Below are 20477 nucleotides of genomic sequence, written 5' to 3' on the forward strand. Positions count from 1 at the left end.
CAAATGAAAACATGGAAGTAATCATAACATGGACTTAGCTATTCGAAAAATATATAATTTATATAGAAACCATATATTTTTTGTATTGAAGGAGAAATAAATGGACATTAAACAATTGCGGTTTTTTATAGCCATAGCTGAGGAAAAGAATATAACAGCGGCTGCCACAAGGCTGCATATGTCGCAGCCGCCTCTAAGCATGCAGTTAAAACAAATAGAAAATGAGCTTGGTGTTCAATTGTTTGAACGAAGCGGGAAGGGTATGGAATTAACGGATAAAGGCAGTGTACTCTACCAAAGAGCATTACATTTGGTGAACAGTATAGAAGAAATAAAACATGAATTAAAGGAAACTGACGAGGGAAAAAGAGGTGTCATTTCAGTAGGGATTAACACCTTATCTCTATCAGGTTTTTCAGAGGTGCTACAAGTCTTCCACAAAAAGTATCCCTTTGTTTCGTTAAAAATTGTTCAAAATGACTCTTTTTATTTAGCAGAAATGATAAAAACAAGAGCGATTGAATTGGCATTTGTACGCCTTCCCTTGGAACATCGTGGACTGACTTACCATCATCTAATGAACGAGCCATTTTTTTTCGTTACAAATAAAGAAACACACACGATTTCATTAGAGGAGATTTCCCATACCCCTCTTATCATTCCAAGTACAGAAGGCTTGGGGATATATAGTACGATTCTTGAGGCATTTACAAGGCAAAACCTCCAACTAAACAAAATGGCTGAGTGCTCAGATATGCATACATTATTGGAATTAGTTAATGGAGGAATAGGGGCAACGATTGTTCCTAAATCTGTTATAGATGTCTATATGGACAAAATCCCCTATTCTATCCCGATCAATAACGCTGATCTGATGTCTTCTTTAGGAGTCATTTGGCTTGAAAATCATTATGTCTCTACACCTGCAAAAAACCTTATAGAATTAATAAAGGAATACTATGGAATTTCACAAAATAATTAAATACTAAAACCTGGAGAAACCACAAATAGCAGCTAAGAAATCAAAATTTCATTAAAGGAGTTACTCCACAATCTGACCCTTAACATAAAAAAAGAGCGTAATTCTTGCTGCAGAATCACGCCCGATAGTTGAAATCGATATTGAACTAAAGCCCCTTTAGCTTAACAAGTAATACTCAATATCTTTCGACTATTTTGTTCTCTGTTCCATTTAGAATTCTCTTTATATTTTGTCGATGGAGAATGATTATTGATACGCTTATTAATAGAGAAAGTCCTATGATAACTTTATCTTCAATTATTAGGCTGTAAATGAATAATGCAATACCCGCCAACATTGAACTTAGTGACACATACTTAGTAAATAACAAAGTTAACACAAACACTACAAAACCAAATAAAACACCTAAAGGCGTCAAAAATAAGAAAACTCCAGTTGCTGTCGCAACTGCTTTTCCACCTTTAAAACTGGCAAAAACAGAAAATATGTGTCCTAATATGGCTAATAAACCACATACAATAGGGTCAACCGTAGAACTAAGTATTAGTGGAAGTAAACATGCAAGTGTACCTTTTAATATATCAGCAATTGCAACAATTACTCCTGCTTTTACTCCTAAAACTCTATAAGCATTAGTTGCACCAAGATTACCACTACCGTAATCACGAATATCTTTCTTATAAAACATTTGACCTATTACTAAAGCAAATGAGATTGAACCTATTAAATAACTTAAAATCAGTGTTAAAATATTCAAAGTAGTATTATCTCCTCATTTATTTTATTATTTTAAGTATTTCTATTTGTTATATATTTTTTCCTGCAACCCTTCTTACGTTAAACTGTATCGATGGTTTATGTACATTACTTCACACACTTAATTGAATTTTAAGATAAATATCCAAATATTTCTTATTGAATGTTATTCAATTAAATGGCCCAATTACTGAAAAAAGCACAATTCCTTTTCAAGAATTGCGCCCGATTGCTGAAAAACCTACCAAAAAAACGTAAAAAAAAACGCACCCTAAAATTGTTCAATCTCGGCTATCACACTTTTCGATATATCAATTGATTCCACAGCGTTTTCATCATATTCTAAACCATGATTAACATTCGGAATTAACTTCGAGATGATATGTGGGTTTTCTATGACTTTGGAATACCTTTCTTCAGTATAATAAGGATCCTTATCACCAATTATGCATAAACTATTATTATGAGTTCTTACCATTGCACTCAATACATCTTCCCTTTGTATTAAAGGAGTCAACCAAACGGCTTAAGCGTCCTTAAAAGTTTCTCTATTTAATTCAGAGCTCATAGCAATCGTTCCAAGTGATTTCCCAATTAAATAGAAATTCTTATATGATTTATTGGATAAAACATAATCAAGGACATTTTTCACGTCCAATTTAATTGCTTCACTTACTTCACTAAAATCTGCATAGTCTTTGTTATTGTATTGATAATTCACTTGCAAAACATCAAACGATTTGTTGATAAATATACCTGTTGAGTAATGAAGAAGAGGTGCCTGTGCGCTATAACCCGCACCTGGTAGAATTATTGCCAAGTTGTTAGAATCTTCGCCTTTGCTCAGTATTTTAAAAGGAATATCTAATCCCTTATACCCTTTAACAGTCTGCGTTTTAACGTTAAACATTAAATCTCCCCCGTTTCTTAAATGCGTATATAGTCCCTACTTGCATAAATTTAATTTCCAATATGAACTGTATAGACTCCTTTTTTATTCAATAATCTGGCCCGATTGTTGAATAAAGTTTTTGAACAAAAGCCCCCGTTAGCTTAAGTACAATTTTTCACAAACTTTTGCACATTAGTGGAATAGGAAGGACTTCGCCACAGCGACCATTAATTTTAAATATGCTAATCTTCTGACTATGGAGGAGCTATATCGTTCCCTTAATCTTGCCATGTCCTCATACTTTCCTTTGGCCGATTGACTAGCTGTCTAATCTTCTTGCCGGAAAGGTTTGAGTGTCCTACCAGCCGGAAGCTTATTCGGCTTGCACTATTTTATGATTAAGTAATAAAAAAAGACCTCTCAGATTTCTGAGAGAACTTAGACTAATATTTTTAGATTAATTATAGGTCTTTTACTATGAGTATTAACATAGCATTATTAAAATTTTAAAGATATAAATGTCTGTCAAGCTAACTATTTTTAACCTCTTTTATATATTCCCATGTTTGCCCTTTGTCTTTTGATTGATAAAGTACACTACTATTACCATTATAGTCTCCATCTGAACCTTGTCCCATCAACAGATTAAAAACTCCATCTTCTTCATAAGGCATACCTGGAGAATCAAAAGGGCTTAAAGATTGTCCATTATCTAATTTCACTATATGAGGTGTAAAATTTACCTTCTTAAATGAAGTACCTCCATCATCCGTACGATATAATGCTCCTTCATTACCTGAAGGATTGACTGCTCCTAAAAATCCAAGTTTGTCATCAATAAAAACTATTCCTGAGGCACTTCCGATTGTCCCGCTAAATGGGTCATTATTTATAACAGTCCATGTTTTTTCCCCATCCATGGTCTTGCTTAGTGAATAAAACGTACTTCCTAATGCTTTATCCGTAACATTTAGTTTAAATCCGACTTCTTTAGATAGATAAAATTGTTCCTTAGTATTCTTTAATTCATTTTTCTTCTCATTAGAATTTACTTGATTTTGAGTAGTAGATGGCTTACTCCAATTCGGATCACCTATTAAGTTATATCTAGCAGGGGTAATCATTTTTTCCTTCCTAGGGATGAATATTGATACTGTATATCCAATTATTTCTGAAGTTGCAACTTCCGGACTATACTCTTTTCCGTCCTTATCAATATTAATGATTCCATTTGTATCATATCCCCAATTTCTTTTTCCATAATAAACCAACCCATACTGATTTTCGTTCCACTCACTAACTTTTTGTTTAATTGGAATAACACTAACAGTTTTAACTAAAGGCTCTACCAACATATCGACATTATAAGTGGGCCCAGCATAACCATTTAATATTAAAGTAATATTTTTTGATTTATTTTTATCAAAAGTTATTAGGTAACTCTCTTCTTTTCCATCTTCATTTTTCCCATATACAAATGTATCAAATGATGTAATTGTTCCATCTGAATTAAATTCAAGGGAAAAATTATTTACCATATATAATTCTTGGGGCAAAGTATGTTCTTTATTTATATCTTCAAAAATACCTTTTACTCCATAATTATATATATTGTTATGTTCAAATTTAACTGACCTTTCATTTTTTAATCGTTCTATATACCATGCAAGTTTACCACCGTAATTTGTTGCACTTTGATAAATGTTCACTCCATATAATAATGTAATTGCAACAAAGATGATAATCGAAATATATTTCCATGACTTCAAATTAGTTAAATTTTTTAATTTATGGTCACTTACTTTTATCATTTTAATTGTAGTAATCAAAATGATCGAAAATAATAAGACTATGCTTAATAATAATATATATAGATTATTATTCATTCTTCCATACCTGCATATTGAAGCTAACTCATGTCCAAAAATCCAGTATCCAATTATGAAGATTGGATTCGTTAATAAAGAAATAAGTACTCTTTTTACATTTCCCCTAAATATGTAAATCACCCCTATTTCATCTAATTTATCTATATTGAGTATACTTTGTTTTACTAGATTTTTTCATGATTCGTGATTATTATTTTATGCATGAAGGTCAATAAAACCCGTGTTTATATAAAAAAGCCCCTTAAAAATAGTCTTAACTGTATAAATTGGAAACAGGAAAAAGGCCGAATTCTAACCTTTTAAGCCCAAAACAGTATCACGGCTTCACAGTGAAGTAGCTCCCAGGAATGTGATATTACTAAATAATCGCTCTTTAAACATTTTTCTTATTCAACTATACTGCCACTTTAGTAAAAATAAAAAAGGAGCAATCTCCTACTTGAAGTGTTGCACCCTTTAATTGAATAACAAGATATGAAATCGTCCAACTCCTTCAAGAAAGGTTCCATAGAGAGGGAACTTAATCGACTTATTACTCCAAGACTGGTTAAATGTTGGTTTATCTTTGTTTCCTGCTCTTGATTTGAATATTTGCTTAGCTTTGAAATAGCCCTATTTAGTGCTTCACCTCCATAATATCCGGCTTCTTCTGCAAAAAAAGCAGCGTGAAATAGTGAGGTTTGCTCCTCAAAATCAAAAAAAAGAGGAGCTTCAATAAAATTGTTCAATAAAGTGTATCCACCGTTATGTCCTGTGTCTGAAATTATAGGTACACCACTTGTTGAAAGTGTATCAATATACCGATACACAGTCCTTATATTCATCTCTAACCTTTCTGAAATTTGTTTTGCAGTAATTTTTTCACCTGAACTAAGCATCCATAGAATTGCTAGTATATTATCAACTTTAGGCATATGAATCCACCTCTATATGAAATTTATTATCTATCTTATAAGTTTATTTTTTCCTTAATTAGTAATAAGTAAATTTCACAGTATTTATCATTAAATTTTAAATTATTTCCTTGAATTAAACTATTCTGTCTTGTTAGTTTAAGTATACTTCTTTACAATCTATTTCCGATTTTTAGTATAACTCATCAATCGCGTTATTCAACAATCTGGCCCAATTGCTGAAAAAGGCACAATTCATCTTATATGAATTGCTCCCATTTATGGAATAACATAAGTGAGTTGTGTTGCCCAAAAACATAAATTTATTTTATGTGTCTTGCTGCATTCTTATTATATTTCTAAAACGTTGATCTTTGATAATTAAAATGGAGGTTAATAAGCAAACAACTGAAATAATCATTAATATAATATAAATCAAACTAACAGAGTGAGCATCTGATACGTATCCAAAGATAGGCGAAACTACGATAACAAAACCCTGGTTAAAAAACATGCGGATACTAGCTACTCGCCCATGATATCCCTTAGTTGTGGCAGATTGCTGAATTGCTTGGAATGTTGTACGAAGCCAAGTCGTTACAAGTCCTAACATAAAACAAGCAATACTAACTATGAGTATATTAACAGCTGTAAACATTAAGTACAGTGCAACCATTAATAATATAATAATAACATTTGAAAAATGAATACCAATACGTTTAATAAGGGATTTGGCATACCAACCTGAAATAACCCCACCTAAAGAGCATAATATTTCTAGTATTCCATAAATAGTTGCATTTTCTTTTAGGATGTCTGTAGTAAATACTGCAAGAAAGCCAATATTAGTGTGAAAGATTAGTTGTCCAATTGCCATAATAATTAATAATTGGATGTAAAATTTATCAGAAAAACAATAGTGAAAACCGTTCTTAATATCTTTTACTATAGAGTTAGGGGATGTAATGATTTCAATTCTTTCTACAGGCAAGCTACGTAATAAAAATAAACTCAATAATAAAGGACACAGTAATATTAAAAATACTATAGCAGCTGGAAACAAAGAAATGAATAAACTTCCTAAAGCCGTACCTGCAATACTACCCACAATGCCTATTGAAGCAGTTTTAGAGAAAACCGTAATTAATTCTTCTTGTGAGAAAATAGAAGTTAGATATGCTTGCATGGATGGACGAAATAATGATCCACATAGCTGAATAATCATGTGAATAAGAATAAGTCCTATAACTAAAAATGGAAAGTCACCATAAGTCAGCAAGGCAATTAATATCAGACTTATTGAAATTATACTTTGAGCTATGATAAGTAAATGCCTTTTTTCCATTCGATCAACCAGTACTCCGAAATATAAATTACTTAAAAAGCTAGGAAGAAATCCTAAGCCAACAAATAACCCAGTGAAAATTGCATTATTCGTAGAGTGATAAAGTATCCATGTCACAATAATAAAATATGCTGATGTGGTAAATTCACTTAAAAATAGAGAAATAGAAATTTTTTGTAAATTATTCACTTAAACCTCCCCTTTCACTTTATAATTATATAGAGGACATGATTAAGTAAAAACGGACAATTTAAAAGGATGGTGTCCCCTTATGAAGAATTTACAGATAGATGAAAAACTAATTGCGTTGTGGGGATTGAAAATAAATAATTTTAAACTACAAGAGCTTAGTAAACACTTTCAATTAAGCGAAAAGCAAATAAAGAGGATTTTGAAGAAATGGGAGGAACAAGGTTTTATTACTTATAAACCTGGTAGTGGAAGAGGTAATGAATCTTCTATTAAATGGCTCATTAATTTAGAAAATATTTTAATCGCTCAAATGAAGCAGAGTTTTTCTCTAAGGGATTTTCGATTATTACACTTACTTCCATCTAATGGGTTTTCAAATCCTTTCTATTCACAGGTATCTAACCTAGTTACAACAAATTTATTTGGAAGCAAATCAGTGTCAGAGGAAATCCTTACATTTCCAATTTTCAGTTCAAAATTAGAATTACATCCACAACGTTTTAATGATGCTGAGAGCGGGTTTGTTATAGGACATGTTTATAGCAGACTTATTAAATTTGATGAAAATAATCAGTTTACTGGTGACTTAGTACATCATTGGTTAGTTTCAGATCCAAATGTATTTCAATTTTATTTAAGAAAAAGTTTAAAGTGGCATGATGGGACTACTGTGGAACTTGATGAAATTGTTAAGTGTTTGTTAATTGGTTTTAATTTGGAAAAACTGAAAGAATTCAAACCTAACCTAATAAGTATTTCCAAATTAAATAATTCAATCATTGAAATACAATACTTAGGTGAAGAAGAAGAACTGCTATATGTTCTAGCGAGGATTGAAATGAGTATTTTTAGGGATAGTGAAGCAGGGTTGATGGGTTGTGGACCATATACTATAGAACAATTAAATGTTTCTGATATGATGCTACAAGCAAATGATTCCTATCATTTAGAGCGTGCTATTATCGACAACGTTCACCTAGTTCAAATACCTTCACATCTTAATAGAAAGTCTTTATTGAACGGAAAAGAAATGGATTATCAAGTTGTATCAGAGTATGCAGGTATTTTTTCAGCCTATATTAGAACAACTGAGTTACTTAAAACCAATAAGGCGATGATGCATCTGATTAGAGAGGCATTTTGCTATTTTAGTAGAACTATAAGTGAAATAGATCACTTAAAACTCCCTATTTATTCTTCAATAATATCGGAAAATGCAAATACTGAGGTATTTCTCCAAAAACCTATTACTATAAAGTATTGTGTAAATAAGAAAGTATTCGTTGATTATTTAGTAGAGGTAATGCATTTATTTAAAGTAAATGTCCATGTGGTTCATGTGCCTGTGACAGAGGCTGTAACATTCGATGATTTATTTATTGAAACTGATATTGTTATTAAGGGGGATATTGTCTATCCTTTACGAGGATATGAGAAATTTAGTAATAAGTGTGAGGAAAGCAATGTGAAATTTGAGGTTTTAGAGCTTTATCACTCTTATAGGGAAGTAATATATCCTAAGTTATTGAAGGTAAGTAAAAACAAAATATTCGGATACCCCTTACTATCAGAATGTTGGGTTTCTATATAGAAAAATTATTCTAACTACAATTTGAGTGCTAGCCTTACATGGCTTGTTGCCCTTTTTATATCTTCAATGTCATTCAAGTGATAATTAATTTAACAAAGGTATTGGCCATAAAATTAACCAATACCTTACCTCCACAATCTGGCCCTATTATTGGATAAGGCACGATTCTTCAAGAATTGTGCCCGCTTGTTGAAGATCATTATTGAACTAAGCACCCGTTAGCACAATAAAATAACTAAGTCTATTACTACAAATCGGAGGGTAACATTCCATATACAATACTATCTGTCCATTCATTTTTATTCCAAAAATCTTGTATGAAATGGGCTTCCTTTCTCATGCCTACTCGTTCACACAATTTTTGTGAAGCTGTATTTCGTGCATCAAGATTAGCTTGTATACGATGTACATTAAATTCATCAAATAATTTAAATACCAAACTACTTACTGCTTCTGTTGCCAAACCTCTCCCAGCAACTTCATTTGAAAAACTATAACCAATCTCAACAGTGTCTTTCATATCTGTATACCATACGGATAGATCACCAACTACTTTAGTCTTGAATATAACTGCCAAACTTAACATTGATTCTTTAGTGAGTACATTGTTTGCTAGCTTCTTATTAAATCTATTCTGCATATCTTCATGAGTCCACTTATTATGTAATAGGTACTTACATGTATCATCATTATTATAAATAGCAAATACATCCTGTAAATCAGTACTCTTAAAAGGTCTAATTATTAGTCTTTCTGTTGTGATTTCCAAGTTAGCTCTCCTCCCTTACATTCATTCTACAAAACATTTTTTATAGGATTTAAACCTCCTTCCTAGATTTTACCTTGATTACTTATTTCACCATAGTAAATTAAAATCCTTCTACCACTAAAACTTCTTTAGTTTAATAGAAATAAGGCCAACCCACGTAAGGCTGACGCTATGTTCCCCTAATTTTCGACCTTCGCCCAAATAATACTATCGAACGTCACTTACTTAAACTCCTAGCCTTACCTCAAGCCACAGCTCATGCGTAATAGGATCAACGTAATGAACTGGCATTAAGTTCATCTTATTCTATAAAAGCGCCCTTTTGAAGAACATCGTTATTGAACTAAAGCACCCATTAGTAAAACTTAAATCCGACATTAAATTTTCTTGTTTTGAATCCCTATTGAATGTTCAGTCTCTAACTCTGGTATACCTTCTTTAAAAATTTCAATGTTGTAATGAATCAAATCATATTTATCAATATTGACTTTTAAATATTCCCGTAGATCTTGTTCACTTTTATTTTCACCCATACCAATCCAAATCGTCGGGTCTGTATCACCTATTTGAAAACTGACTAAACCAAATTCGTCCCATGCAGCCCTAAGAACGATGCAATACGATCAGTTCGTGCTTCTTTACTATCACTAACAATTTCATCATCTTTGATTAAAAAAACATTAACCATTAAAACAACAACAGCACCTACTATTAAGCCAGAAATATATTTTTTCATTCCGTTCCCTCCCTGTATTTATATTACCAAATAAAACCAGCTATTTGTGAAACTATTCTACTATTTAGCATATAAGTAGATTTCTTCACAATCTCACATAATTTCCAGTTTTGCTTAAATTCTTATTCCATTAAATGGCCCTTTTCATGAAGAAAGACGCTTTCCTTATTCAGAAAAGCGCCCGAAAGTTAAACGAGGAAGTAATTTTAAAAGATATTCTTCTAATAACCAAATAAACTCAATTATTTATTTATTTATTTATTATTTCTTTGCTGTAGTAAAAATAATGCTAGACCGATTAAAATGAGTGCAATACCCATACCTTGTTGTAAAGAAATGACCTCATCCAAAATGAAATAAGCAAGTATACATGTTCCAATTGTCTCTCCTAATATACTCATTGAAATAATTGAAGCACTCAGCCATTTTAACAACCAATTAAAAATTGTTTGTCCTAAAATTGTTGCAATAAACGCTAATCCAATAAAGGACCACCATGTTTGTACAGAATATTCGAAGAAGGGTGTTTGCTGACTGAAGGCAAAAACACCTAAAAGTAATGTACTGCTCCCATAACTAATAACTGAGTATGGGATAAGAGATAGACTTTTTCGAATATGCTGGCCAATGAAGAAATAAGCTGTTATGATGCCTGCAGCAATAAAAGCAAGTATATCGCCAAATAATGCCTGTCCGCTAATTTGAAAATCTTGCCATCCAATGACAATACTTCCGGCAATCGCTACTAGACAGCCTATTATAGCCCCTTTACTGAAGCGCTCTTTAAAAAGAAAATAGCCTCCAACCATCGAAAAGAGAGGCTGTAGTGTGACGATTACCGTCGAGCTTGCTACAGATGTGTAATTTAATGATTCAAACCACAATACATAATGGGCTGCTAGAAATATGCCCGATAATAATCCAAGTCCCCATTGTTTTTTTGACAACAAACGTAATTCTTGTCGGTTCTTTTTATTAACTAATAAAAATGGCAAAAGCACTACTACCGCAAAAAACATCCGATAAAATGCCGTAATTGCCGCAGGTGCATCTGCTATTTTTACGAAGATGGCTGAAGTAGATAAAGCAAATACACCAAAAAATAAAATCATGTAATAACTAAGTGGTGATTTCAATTCTGTTTCCCCCTAGATGTTCGTTTACAAAAATAAAATTAATTTATTATAATGTACAAACGTAAGTATAAAATATTTATGTAATTGATAAAAGCATTAATTCAACATGTTTATTATGTCAGCACAAAACAAGTTAAATATACACTATTTAAGAAAGGAGCTTTACTATGATCAATAATCGCCTTGGGCAAACGGTATTAAATTATCGTAAAAAGAATGGGCTGACAATTCGGGAATTCGCCGATTATGCTGGAATCAGCACTTCACTTATTAGCCAAATAGAAAGAGGACAAGCAAATCCCTCGTTAAGTGTACTAGAACTGATTGCGCAAGCGTTAAATGTGCCACTCTATACTCTCTTCATTAATGAAATTGATACGGATTCGCTCATTTCGAGAAAACATGACCGAAAGAAAGTATATCGTGAAGATATTAACCATATTGTCTTTGATGTGTTAACACCAGACTTTATGAAAGCACATATTGAACTCTTAATGATGGAATTAAATGCACACGCAAACACTACGGAAAGTCACTATTCACATGACGATAAAGAAGAAATTGCTGTCGTCATGAAAGGACAAGCGTATGTCGAACTGGAAGGCACCGAATATTTTTTAAATGAAGGAGATGTCGTACGCATTCCACCAAATATTAAACACCGATTTTTGAACAAGAGTGATGAGACGAATCATATTTTATTCGTACTAACTCCATCATTAGTTTAAATCACCCCTTCCTATGAAAGTTTTAAATGTATGAGAGAATTCAACCACTAAAAAGGGGCCGCCCAAAAATCAATCAAATATCGACTTTTGGAACAGCCCCTAAAACGGTGCGATTTAATTTCAAACCTATAACATCTTAAACTTTAACATAGATATCCAATTTTCTTTAAAGGCATTATTCCACAATAGCGCCCGATTGTTGAATATTGGATTGAAGTAAAACACCCCTTTTGTTGAACATGATCTACTCTTTCTTTCTCCCGTAGCTTGCTTTCAAATCTTTTGGATTTAGTGTAGAACCACGAAATAATTCACTTAAAAAAGTATCAAAATCAGGTGCAATTTCTACACTTTTCCATTGTCCATCTTCTGATGAATAATCTTCATAAAAATAAACAACTGATGGATTTTCAATTTTGTTTCTATAATCTAAAACTATCCATGTGTGAATGTCAGTCCACAAAACGATTAGACCTTCAGGTAACCCTTGTTTTTTTGTCCACTCTGCTGACTTTAAAATACCAATTCCTTGTTCTACCCCTTCAAAGTCTATGCCATTTATATAGTCCATAGATGTCCTTTGCTTGTCCTGACCAATGAAAAAGGAAGGATAACTCAATGCACCCCCATTTTTTTCTTTCAATAACTCAATATAAGAATGGGGAAGTTTAAATCCTAATTCCTTTTCTGCCTTTTGGATAGTTAAATCAGTTAAAGGAGGACTAAGTTCCTCATCATCTGTAGCCCAAAAACTCATACCTCTATAAAACTCCATATTATTCACCCCATCACTATCAATGATGTTGTTATACTAACCTTTCCTTATTGAACTAATCTGCCACGTTATTTTAAGTACATAATTTCACAATCGCCTTTAAATTGCAGCTAAGAAATCTAAATTTTCATTAAAGGAGCTACTCCACAATCTGGCCCTTAACATAAAGAAAGTGCGTATTTCATTCTTGCTGCAGAATCACGCTCGATAATTGAAATCGATATTGAACTAAAGCCTTCCGTTAGTGAAAAATATTTTTTTCACCATACAACTTTAGATGATATAACCATTAATTTCAGTTGTTCCTGTACAGACACCCATTCTCAAATTGTAATAACTCATCCAACAATGAAAATAATATTCTTTCAGTCATATATTTTGCCTCAAAGTTAGGTGCTTACTCACCCACCATCCCATCATTGTCGTTATCACGCATATAAGGGTATAACCAATGATCACTCGTTATAGGCATACTGAAACCTGCATCTTTTGCTTCTTTAATTGTCACCTGTCCATTCCCATTAGTATCAATGCTAGAAATATCACCGCTTTTGTTTGAACTAGTTGAGTTAGAAGGCTTGCTCTCTGTTAAACCGAGTGATGCGTTAACTTCATCAGGGTTCACATTGTCAAATGAATCGACAATCTTGTTGCCTCTCAAAGTGTAGGTATACTGATAATGTGAAGGAATCTGCGTTTCCGTATTCGGATATGTGATAATTGCTTCAAAATTAGTGGCTCCACCTGCTTTGCGGATCGCATCTTCCATATAAGCTTGATCTCCATGTCGGTTAAGCGTACTTTCTTGTGGAGTAATATTATAAGCATTGGATACCCCTCCGAGAGAATCTGCAATGATATGTCCTTCATCTAAATCTGCACTTTCGACACCAGGAACCTTTGCTTCATCAGAAAAATATCTGCCAGACGATAATACAGGTTCGTTACTGTCATCTTGTAGAATGATTTCATCAGCAATGACACGTACAAGTTGCCCGTATTCATTAGTAAATGCCCAATATTCACGGTCTCCATAACCAATGTCAACGACAACGTTAGGTTCACGATATCCTGACAAATCACCACCATCAACTTCAATAAGATTGTATCCTGAGAACCGTTCATTATTTGGTTGGGTTGATGTTTCCTCTACTACTGGTTCATCAACAACCGTTGTGCTAGTTTCTTCTTTTTCGCTATTTTTATTTGTATTACCAATGGTTACTTCTTGTTGATCTGTTACTCCATCTGTAACGGATGCATCTTTTTCGTTGGTACAACCAACTATTAAGATAGTCGTTAAAAGTAAGATTAAATAGTTCATTTTCTTTTTCATTTTAGGGCTCTCCTATTATAGTTTCATACTGTTCTAAAAATCTCGGATATTAACATAGATTAACATTGTTAACCTATTGATAATAGTATATTCCAAAATCAACTTAATTACAGTAGATACTTTATTGAAGTGTGCAGTATTAAATCTCAATAAAGGCTTGTACAATTTCAAATTACTATTCGAATAATTATGAAACCCATCGATAACATATAGTTCCATCATTATGGGGGTAACGCTCATAATAGCTTTTCGTGTTTATATAAGGGCACTGTTAAATCTTCATGTTTATTTTTTGACAACAAAGGGAACCCCTCTATTTAGAGAGATTCCCCCTTTTTACCTTATATTGAACGTCACTCCCATTGCTAAGTTTGATTCTTTCGGTTTCATAAGAATTATTACTTATCTCGTTTACCTATGCTTCCGTCCTAAGCCCTAATTCTATATCTTCTATCAGTTCTTCGTCCGAATACTTTTCAGCATCAATATGGGATTCCCAATCAAACAAGGCTAATTTATCTTTTGTATAAAAAAATAAGCATACAAGTTATCCTTGATAGAGCCTCCGATTGCGGAACAGCCAAAGTTATTTATTTCCACTCTCTCCTTAATAGAGAAAAAGAATAGTGATCATAGTAATTCCCTCTAAACAAATGCTTGAAATCTGGTCATTTACATAAAGGAAGAACGTAATTCTTGCTGTAGAATTACGCTCGATAATGGAATAAATTTATATTTTTAATTAAAGCTTAACGTTATTGCTCATTACGTGACTTAACAATTCTGTTGTTCTGTATGATAAATCACTAAATAACAGTCCGTAATATCCCTAGTCATCAGAAACGTTGATTGCAAAGCAAAACATAAAAAATAAGTAATGGTCGTTCGATATCATTCCTTCTACTTTCATTATAACGTAATTTTCATTTTATTTATAGACTGTTCTTTTTGTAACTTCGATACTATACTCTTATATACAAATCTAAAATTATTAGAGGTGTATAGGATGAACGACAAAAAAGATGTCTTAGATAATGGTCCTTTTTTTCATGGCACTAAAGCAGAACTGAAAATTGGAGATTTATTAGTACCACAACACTTATCAAATTACCAAGATAAAAAATCCAACTATATTTATTTTACTGCGACATTAGATGCTGCTAAATGGGGTGCTGAATTAGCAAGATCCACATCAAAGGAAAGAATTTATATTGTAGAACCATTAGGTGATTTTGAAAATGATCCGAACTTAACTGACAAAAGATTTCCTGGAAACCCAACACGTTCTTATAGGTCTACATCTCCTTTGAAAATAATAGCCGAATTAAGTTCATGGGAAAGACATTCCGACGAAGAAATAAATCATATGCTTACATCTTTAAAACAGTTAAGTGAACAAGGTAAAAATGTAATATACGATTAAGCCTTAAAATCTTTAAAGTCATGATCCAATTAGACCAAAAATCAATTTGTGTTTACAATTCGTTTTTGTTTTATTTTATCTATGTCACGCCCCTATCCCTTTCAACAATCTGCTCCTTTTGTGGAATAAGAAAAAATCCTGAGTTAATACAGGATTTTTTAACTAAGTATGAAATTTTCATAAAAAAGTTAGACCATAATGATCCATTTTACGCTCCTGAATTTAGTGCTTCTATCTAAAAGTAATTTTATCTCTTTTATTTTTTCTATGTGCCACTGTTCATGTAAATATATCTATTCGATCCATTGATCAAGAGGTAATTCACCTATGGCAGAATGCTTCACTGATTTTTCTTTCAATATGGCCTTATCTACTTTCGTACTAAGAAAGGCCATCAATTTTCCCTCGAATCGTTTAACAAATCAATTATTTGCAGAACTTCAAATGATTCTATACTTGGTTCAACGATTTTTGGAGCTTTAATCTTTTTCGTTCAATCCAATATTATAAAGTGAACATTTTTACGTTCTATTGGTGTAATTAAATCGGCTTTTAATCCCCATGCAATAGCCTTTATAGATGCCTTTTCCACTAAAACTAAGTGATGGCAAACTTGTGCTATACCCACAGATTCACATCAGGCTTACTATTAAGTTCAGTATCACTTAATAAAGTACTTTCTTTTACTAGGTTATTTCTCGTTTCAGGCAGATTATCACTTACTAATTTATTCATGAGAATTCCCCCTTCTTCAGAAAGTGCTTACTTAGATTTCAATTCTATAAAACTTTTAAATTCACCTTTTATGCCCGCTTTTCTAAATCCTTTGCTGTCTGACTAGTCTCTACTTCTTTTTCATTCTTCAACGTGCCAAATAATACGTCTACAAATGGAGTAGACACACCATACCAATAGTTTTCATTTTTATAGTGATGGAGGATGTGGGTCTTCTTCACCCATTTGCCTAGCTTTGTTTTCGGATTGATTGGACGGTGGGCAACATAATGCTTCCATTCGTATATGAGAAGCATGAGGACTATCCCGCTAATAAACGATACCGTTCCAACCACCGATTGGACGATTATATAGAAGATGCTGGCTGCAATAAGTAAATTAGGTACACTGTACCAGAGAGGAAGGAACAATAAATGTAAGTCATTCGGATGTTTATGATGATCATAATGGAGACGTTTCAATAATTTTAGGAAAAAGGTGTTTTTTGGTGTTTTCAAATGAAAAAAAAAGCGGTGTGTTATATATTCTGTGAACATATAAGAGACGAATCCAATCATAAAGTACAGCATGTATACCCAAGTTATTCCTTTTACGAGGACAAGTGTTGTTGCTATACAAAATACAGCAAGCATAACAAGAATATCAAAATGAAGAAAAAAATCCCGATACAACCCTTTCTTTTTCACTTTGCCTTCACCTCTTCACTTTTTATCTTCCATAGAATTAAGCTTTTTTCCATCATCGTTTTTGTAATCCGTTCTGCTTCTTCTACATCCCCCTTCAAGAGAGAGGTAACAAGTTCATTAAAGTATTGGTTTGAGACAATCCTGTGATGTGGTTCTTTAAAGTATTTTTCGGCCATAGGAATATATATTTCTGTGAAGCTATTGATAAGTAAGCGATAAATTGGATTCGGGGAGAGCTGTGTAAGATTTTGCTGTAGAGCCCAATCAAAAGCAGCATATGATTTCGCATCGTCCTGAAGCTCATCAAGCTTAGCAAATAATGCAAGGACCTTTAGCCGGTTATACACTGCTGCCTCTTTCATATAGATCGGAGTAATCGCAATTCGCAGACCTAGCATGTATTCAATAAATACGTTTGGAATTTCATCATAGCATTGCAGAATATCCACAATCGTCATTAGATTTCCGTGCGACCAATAATCATTCACAACAGCAGGCATTCCTTTACGGGCAGCTATCCATCCATCCCGTTCTAAACGCTGAAGTGCCTCTCTGATTGTCGGTCTGCCGACATGAAATTTCACAGCCATATCTCTTTCCGGTAACAGCGGTTCATTTATTTTGTATTCTCCCTCTAAAATGGCGGAAATGATTTTTTTACAAATTAATTCCGAAGATCGCAGCTTCAAACCTATACTCACCTTCCTGTCTGTTTGGTAAAACCAAAATTCATATTGGTATTACCAATATATTATTGTTTATTGAAACCGGTGTCAATATATTCACAAAATTCAAAAATAATTCCCTGCTACGGTCTTACAGTCGAGGCAGTTCTCCCCTTAAAATTAAGGCTCTATTATAACTGAATGCTAATTTTCTATATTTGAGAAATAAACGGATTAATTCCGTTTAAAATGAAAAAATACCCATATTTTCTTTAAAATAAAGGGAGTTTTTCCGTTTTTAGTATCCAAATCTTTAGATTTTGTCTTCATTGGAGCAGTTAATCGGAATATCTCCGCTTATGAATTCTCATATATACACAAAATCAACAATGAAAAATAACAGAGCCAAAATGAAAACAAAGGGACGGTTCTCCTGCTTAAAAGGAAGCAGAGAACCGTCCCCATGTTTGCTTATTCATTTTTAAAATGAACCTTATAGTTTGCCTTATCCGGACGAGTATAGCTTCTTGCATATTCAATGACCGCTTCTGATTTGTTATAGCTTGTGTTCGTAAATAATAACAATGGAGCAGAAGAATCGACATCTATGAATCGTGCATCCGATTGATCCAATTGGGTCAGATCAAGGGTCTGGTGGGAATAGGAAATCTCAATATTATAAAAATCATAAATCTCATAAATTGAGAACACCGTTAAATCAATATCCTCCAATTCTGGAATCACATACTGCGGTATATAGATTTCTTCAAGTGAATATGGCTCATGATCAATATGGTTGACGCGTTTAATGTAAAAAATCAGATCAGCAGAATCAATATTGAATATCTTTCCATACTTATGCCCAGCCAATCGCAAAGACTTCGCAAGAATATGAGAAGAGGGTTCTGCATTTTTCTTCTTGACCATTTGCGAAAAACCTTCCAAGGTTTCCAAATCCTGCTCTCTTTTCTCCCCTAGAACATAAACACCTTTCCCTTGTATCCTTTTTAGCAGCCCCTCATTTACAAGAGCAGTGATCCCATTTCGAACGGTCAATCGATTAATTCCATAGGATTTTGCCAGTTCATGTTCAGTGGGGATTGCCGTTCCGGGCGGGTATTCGCCATCTTCAATCTTGGTTCTAATAATCTCCCTTAGCTGTAAATACATCGGAGATTGGTAATCTATATTAGACATGGTCCATTTCACTCACTTTCCGCAAGAATTCAATATAACTCACAGACATTCAAGGACTAACATTCATTCCCAAGCACCTTGATATTGAATTGTGATACTGCTGTTCCTCGCTCCCATTCCCATACATTCTTCAATCGGTTTTTTCTGAAGAATTCCACAAATAAAGGCAGCAATGTAACTGTCACCAGCGCCCATTGTATCAACAACCTTACATGGGATGATCCCATATTTGAAGAAGGAGGCACCATCATATACCATACTGCCTTTTTCACCCATCGTCACAATAACCAATTGTGGACCTTTGGCTTGTATGGTTTTCATGTAGTCCCTGATAAACGCATCATCTCCATGATCATAGGAAAAGAAAGCATAATCAACGTGAGGAACGATTTCTTCAACAAGAGGATGGTCCAATTTATCGGCAAAGTCAAAAGCGATTGGAACCCCTTTACTTTTTATCACAGCAAGACTTTTTTCTATTTTCCCCCATATACCTGATACCACGATATCATGTGAGGCCAAAAAGTCGATATCCTCATCTGTCAAAACAAAATGTTCTAGAACTCCTTCATAATAATCACCTAAGACCCTATCATTATCAATGAAATCTACCTCTGTAATTGCGGTCTGTCCAGGCAATTCTCTTACATGTGATACATCGACTTTTTTATTCCTTAAGGCGTCTTTCAATAATTCCCCATAATCATCCGTACCAACCACACCAGTATAAGATGCCTCCACCCCTAGCCTTACACAATACACCGCCACATTGACAGGGTTTCCTCCAGGGAATACCTTCCCTGCCTGTTTATATACATCCATACAATTATCGCCAACTGCCCCGATTCTCATATTACTTTCCTCCTCCAAAACTACTGTTAATGTTTAAGTATGGAAGAAAAACGGATTTGATCAGCTCTTACGACCGACTTGTAAAACTCAATCGGCTTTTCACCTTCAGAAAATACATTACCCGCAATATAGAAAACAGGTGTCCCATTCTCAACTTCTAACAGTTCACCTTCCTGTTCACTCACATAGGTAACGCTTAATGTTTCCGATCCATGGTCAATTTTCACATGATAAACTTCTTCAAGTGTACGGTAAATAGACTCCTGCGAAAAATCATACTGTTCAATCCCCTTGCATAATGAGTAGTCAAAATAGGCAAGTTCCATCATCGCCGGAATCCCATCTATTAATCTCAGACGCTGCAAACAATATATTTTGCTGCCGAGTGTTAATTTCATCCGCTTGGATAACTCCTTATTGCATTCGATAATGTCTGCATATAAAACCTTAGTTGACAATACTTTATTCGCTCTTCTTGCACTTTTTGATAAAGACTCCATATCCTGCAAGTTACGCACCAATTTCTCTGGTGCAACAAATGTTCCAGCCCCGCGCTTACTATAAATAACACCCTCAATAATCAGTCTCTTTATCGCACTGCGCAATGTCGTTCGGCTCGTCCCCAATACTTCGCAAAGGTCCCGTTCCGAGGGAAGTTTATCATGCGGACGCAATTGATTCTGCTGAATATAAGATTCTATTTTTTCCGCTACTTCTTCGCGTGGTTTTAAATAACTACAATCCATAAAACATAACTCCCCCACCATTAGGCATCCATTCATACTTATTACTTAAAATATAGCACAAAAAGTGGAAGAGAATATAATGCAGAAAAACAATAGAAGTCTTATCCTTAACTATTTAGACCAAAATCATCTCTCTGATGAGCAATCAAATTC

Annotated in this window: 18 protein-coding genes and 2 pseudogenes; 4 read left to right on the forward strand and 16 right to left on the reverse strand. The window is 33.6% G+C overall.

Features of this window, described 5'->3' with window-relative positions:
- The first annotated feature begins 100 nt into the window (after positions 1 to 100).
- Positions 101 to 982: a LysR family transcriptional regulator gene (locus tag ASU02_RS15880; RefSeq protein ID WP_057765347.1), complete on the forward strand. Its 882-nt coding sequence runs from the start codon at positions 101 to 103 to the stop codon at positions 980 to 982.
- 175 nt (positions 983 to 1157) lie between these two features.
- Here ASU02_RS15880 and plsY read toward each other — a convergent pair whose 3' ends face one another.
- The 5 genes and pseudogenes from plsY to ASU02_RS15905 form a co-directional block, all read right to left on the reverse strand.
- Positions 1158 to 1739 carry a glycerol-3-phosphate 1-O-acyltransferase PlsY gene (gene plsY, locus ASU02_RS15885; protein WP_057765349.1) on the reverse strand — a complete coding sequence of 194 codons (582 nt, stop codon included), beginning with the start codon at positions 1737 to 1739 and terminating at the stop codon, positions 1158 to 1160.
- 525 nt (positions 1740 to 2264) lie between these two features.
- Positions 2265 to 2648 carry an alpha/beta hydrolase gene (locus ASU02_RS27005; RefSeq protein ID WP_232426269.1) on the reverse strand — a complete coding sequence of 128 codons (384 nt, stop codon included), beginning with the start codon at positions 2646 to 2648 and terminating at the stop codon, positions 2265 to 2267.
- Between the two features lie 512 nt (positions 2649 to 3160).
- A complete protein-coding gene (locus ASU02_RS15895; protein ID WP_057765351.1) occupies positions 3161 to 4639 on the reverse strand; it encodes a WD40/YVTN/BNR-like repeat-containing protein in 1479 nt (492 codons plus the stop codon).
- 335 nt (positions 4640 to 4974) lie between these two features.
- A pseudogene (locus ASU02_RS15900) lies at positions 4975 to 5433 on the reverse strand (helix-turn-helix transcriptional regulator); the annotation flags it as partial.
- 307 nt (positions 5434 to 5740) lie between these two features.
- Complete coding sequence (locus tag ASU02_RS15905) at positions 5741 to 6946, reverse strand: MFS transporter (RefSeq protein WP_057765353.1); 1206 nt, start codon at positions 6944 to 6946, stop codon at positions 5741 to 5743.
- A gap of 82 nt (positions 6947 to 7028) precedes the next feature.
- Between ASU02_RS15905 and ASU02_RS15910 the strand changes: the two genes are divergently transcribed.
- Positions 7029 to 8540 (forward strand): ABC transporter substrate-binding protein, encoded by a 1512-nt coding sequence (locus ASU02_RS15910; protein WP_057765355.1) that lies wholly within the window; start codon positions 7029 to 7031, stop codon positions 8538 to 8540.
- 247 nt (positions 8541 to 8787) lie between these two features.
- Here the strand turns inward: ASU02_RS15910 and ASU02_RS15915 are convergent, their stop codons facing one another.
- The 3 genes from ASU02_RS15915 to ASU02_RS15920 all read right to left on the reverse strand — a co-directional run bounded on the left by ASU02_RS15915 (position 8788) and on the right by ASU02_RS15920 (position 11181).
- The gene (locus ASU02_RS15915) at positions 8788 to 9309 is read right to left on the reverse strand and encodes a GNAT family N-acetyltransferase (RefSeq protein WP_057765357.1); all 522 of its coding nucleotides are present in this window, start codon (positions 9307 to 9309) and stop codon (positions 8788 to 8790) included.
- A gap of 577 nt (positions 9310 to 9886) precedes the next feature.
- Entirely contained in the window at positions 9887 to 10045 is a 159-nt protein-coding gene (locus ASU02_RS26445) for a hypothetical protein (RefSeq protein ID WP_157684519.1), read from the reverse strand.
- A 254-nt stretch (positions 10046 to 10299) separates the two neighbouring features.
- Positions 10300 to 11181: a DMT family transporter gene (locus tag ASU02_RS15920; RefSeq protein ID WP_057765359.1), complete on the reverse strand. Its 882-nt coding sequence runs from the start codon at positions 11179 to 11181 to the stop codon at positions 10300 to 10302.
- A gap of 167 nt (positions 11182 to 11348) precedes the next feature.
- Between ASU02_RS15920 and ASU02_RS15925 the strand changes: the two genes are divergently transcribed.
- Positions 11349 to 11909, forward strand: a complete 561-nt coding sequence (locus ASU02_RS15925) for a helix-turn-helix domain-containing protein (protein ID WP_057765361.1) — start codon at positions 11349 to 11351, stop codon at positions 11907 to 11909.
- 244 nt (positions 11910 to 12153) lie between these two features.
- On the opposite strand, the gene ASU02_RS15930 is transcribed toward ASU02_RS15925, so the two are convergent.
- Both ASU02_RS15930 and ASU02_RS15935 read right to left on the reverse strand, forming a co-directional pair.
- Positions 12154 to 12684: an SMI1/KNR4 family protein gene (locus tag ASU02_RS15930; protein WP_057765363.1), complete on the reverse strand. Its 531-nt coding sequence runs from the start codon at positions 12682 to 12684 to the stop codon at positions 12154 to 12156.
- 397 nt (positions 12685 to 13081) lie between these two features.
- A complete protein-coding gene (locus tag ASU02_RS15935) occupies positions 13082 to 14020 on the reverse strand; it encodes a DNA/RNA non-specific endonuclease (RefSeq protein ID WP_057765366.1) in 939 nt (312 codons plus the stop codon).
- Positions 14021 to 15026: 1006 nt separating this feature from the next.
- Between ASU02_RS15935 and arr the strand changes: the two genes are divergently transcribed.
- Positions 15027 to 15443, forward strand: a complete 417-nt coding sequence (gene arr, locus ASU02_RS15940) for an NAD(+)--rifampin ADP-ribosyltransferase (RefSeq protein ID WP_057765368.1) — start codon at positions 15027 to 15029, stop codon at positions 15441 to 15443.
- 188 nt (positions 15444 to 15631) lie between these two features.
- Here the strand turns inward: arr and ASU02_RS15945 are convergent.
- From ASU02_RS15945 to ASU02_RS15970, 6 genes and pseudogenes are all read right to left on the reverse strand, one after another.
- Positions 15632 to 16178, reverse strand: a pseudogene (locus ASU02_RS15945) (DinB family protein).
- A gap of 68 nt (positions 16179 to 16246) precedes the next feature.
- Positions 16247 to 16864 (reverse strand): sterol desaturase family protein, encoded by a 618-nt coding sequence (locus ASU02_RS15950; protein ID WP_057765370.1) that lies wholly within the window; start codon positions 16862 to 16864, stop codon positions 16247 to 16249.
- Positions 16861 to 17559 carry a GntR family transcriptional regulator gene (locus tag ASU02_RS15955; RefSeq protein WP_057765544.1) on the reverse strand — a complete coding sequence of 233 codons (699 nt, stop codon included), beginning with the start codon at positions 17557 to 17559 and terminating at the stop codon, positions 16861 to 16863. Before ASU02_RS15955 ends, ASU02_RS15950 begins: the two co-directional genes overlap by 4 nt.
- Before the next feature lie 441 nt (positions 17560 to 18000).
- Complete coding sequence (locus ASU02_RS15960) at positions 18001 to 18726, reverse strand: GntR family transcriptional regulator (RefSeq protein WP_057765372.1); 726 nt, start codon at positions 18724 to 18726, stop codon at positions 18001 to 18003.
- Between the two features lie 63 nt (positions 18727 to 18789).
- Positions 18790 to 19578 carry a fructoselysine 6-kinase gene (gene frlD, locus ASU02_RS15965; RefSeq protein ID WP_057765374.1) on the reverse strand — a complete coding sequence of 263 codons (789 nt, stop codon included), beginning with the start codon at positions 19576 to 19578 and terminating at the stop codon, positions 18790 to 18792.
- A 26-nt stretch (positions 19579 to 19604) separates the two neighbouring features.
- Complete coding sequence (locus ASU02_RS15970; protein WP_057765376.1) at positions 19605 to 20324, reverse strand: GntR family transcriptional regulator; 720 nt, start codon at positions 20322 to 20324, stop codon at positions 19605 to 19607.
- Positions 20325 to 20477 lie beyond the last annotated feature (153 nt).

Origin of the sequence: Cytobacillus praedii (assembly GCF_001439605.1) — a bacterium.
GTDB lineage: Bacteria > Bacillota > Bacilli > Bacillales > Cytobacillaceae > Cytobacillus > Cytobacillus praedii.

Bases quoted from the DNA above. Each gene is read 5' to 3' on its own strand.
- ASU02_RS15880 (WP_057765347.1), top strand. From the start codon at position 101: ATGGACATTAAACAATTGCGGTTTTTTATAGCCATAGCTGAGGAAAAG.
- ASU02_RS27005 (WP_232426269.1), bottom strand. From the start codon at position 2,648: ATGTTTAACGTTAAAACGCAGACTGTTAAAGGGTATAAGGGATTAGAT.
- ASU02_RS15910 (WP_057765355.1), top strand. From the start codon at position 7,029: ATGAAGAATTTACAGATAGATGAAAAACTAATTGCGTTGTGGGGATTG.
- ASU02_RS26445 (WP_157684519.1), bottom strand. From the start codon at position 10,045: ATGAAAAAATATATTTCTGGCTTAATAGTAGGTGCTGTTGTTGTTTTA.
- ASU02_RS15925 (WP_057765361.1), top strand. From the start codon at position 11,349: ATGATCAATAATCGCCTTGGGCAAACGGTATTAAATTATCGTAAAAAG.
- ASU02_RS15930 (WP_057765363.1), bottom strand. From the start codon at position 12,684: ATGGAGTTTTATAGAGGTATGAGTTTTTGGGCTACAGATGATGAGGAA.
- ASU02_RS15935 (WP_057765366.1), bottom strand. From the start codon at position 14,020: ATGAAAAAGAAAATGAACTATTTAATCTTACTTTTAACGACTATCTTA.
- arr (WP_057765368.1), top strand. From the start codon at position 15,027: ATGAACGACAAAAAAGATGTCTTAGATAATGGTCCTTTTTTTCATGGC.
- ASU02_RS15960 (WP_057765372.1), bottom strand. From the start codon at position 18,726: ATGTCTAATATAGATTACCAATCTCCGATGTATTTACAGCTAAGGGAG.
- frlD (WP_057765374.1), bottom strand. From the start codon at position 19,578: ATGAGAATCGGGGCAGTTGGCGATAATTGTATGGATGTATATAAACAG.
- ASU02_RS15970 (WP_057765376.1), bottom strand. From the start codon at position 20,324: ATGGATTGTAGTTATTTAAAACCACGCGAAGAAGTAGCGGAAAAAATA.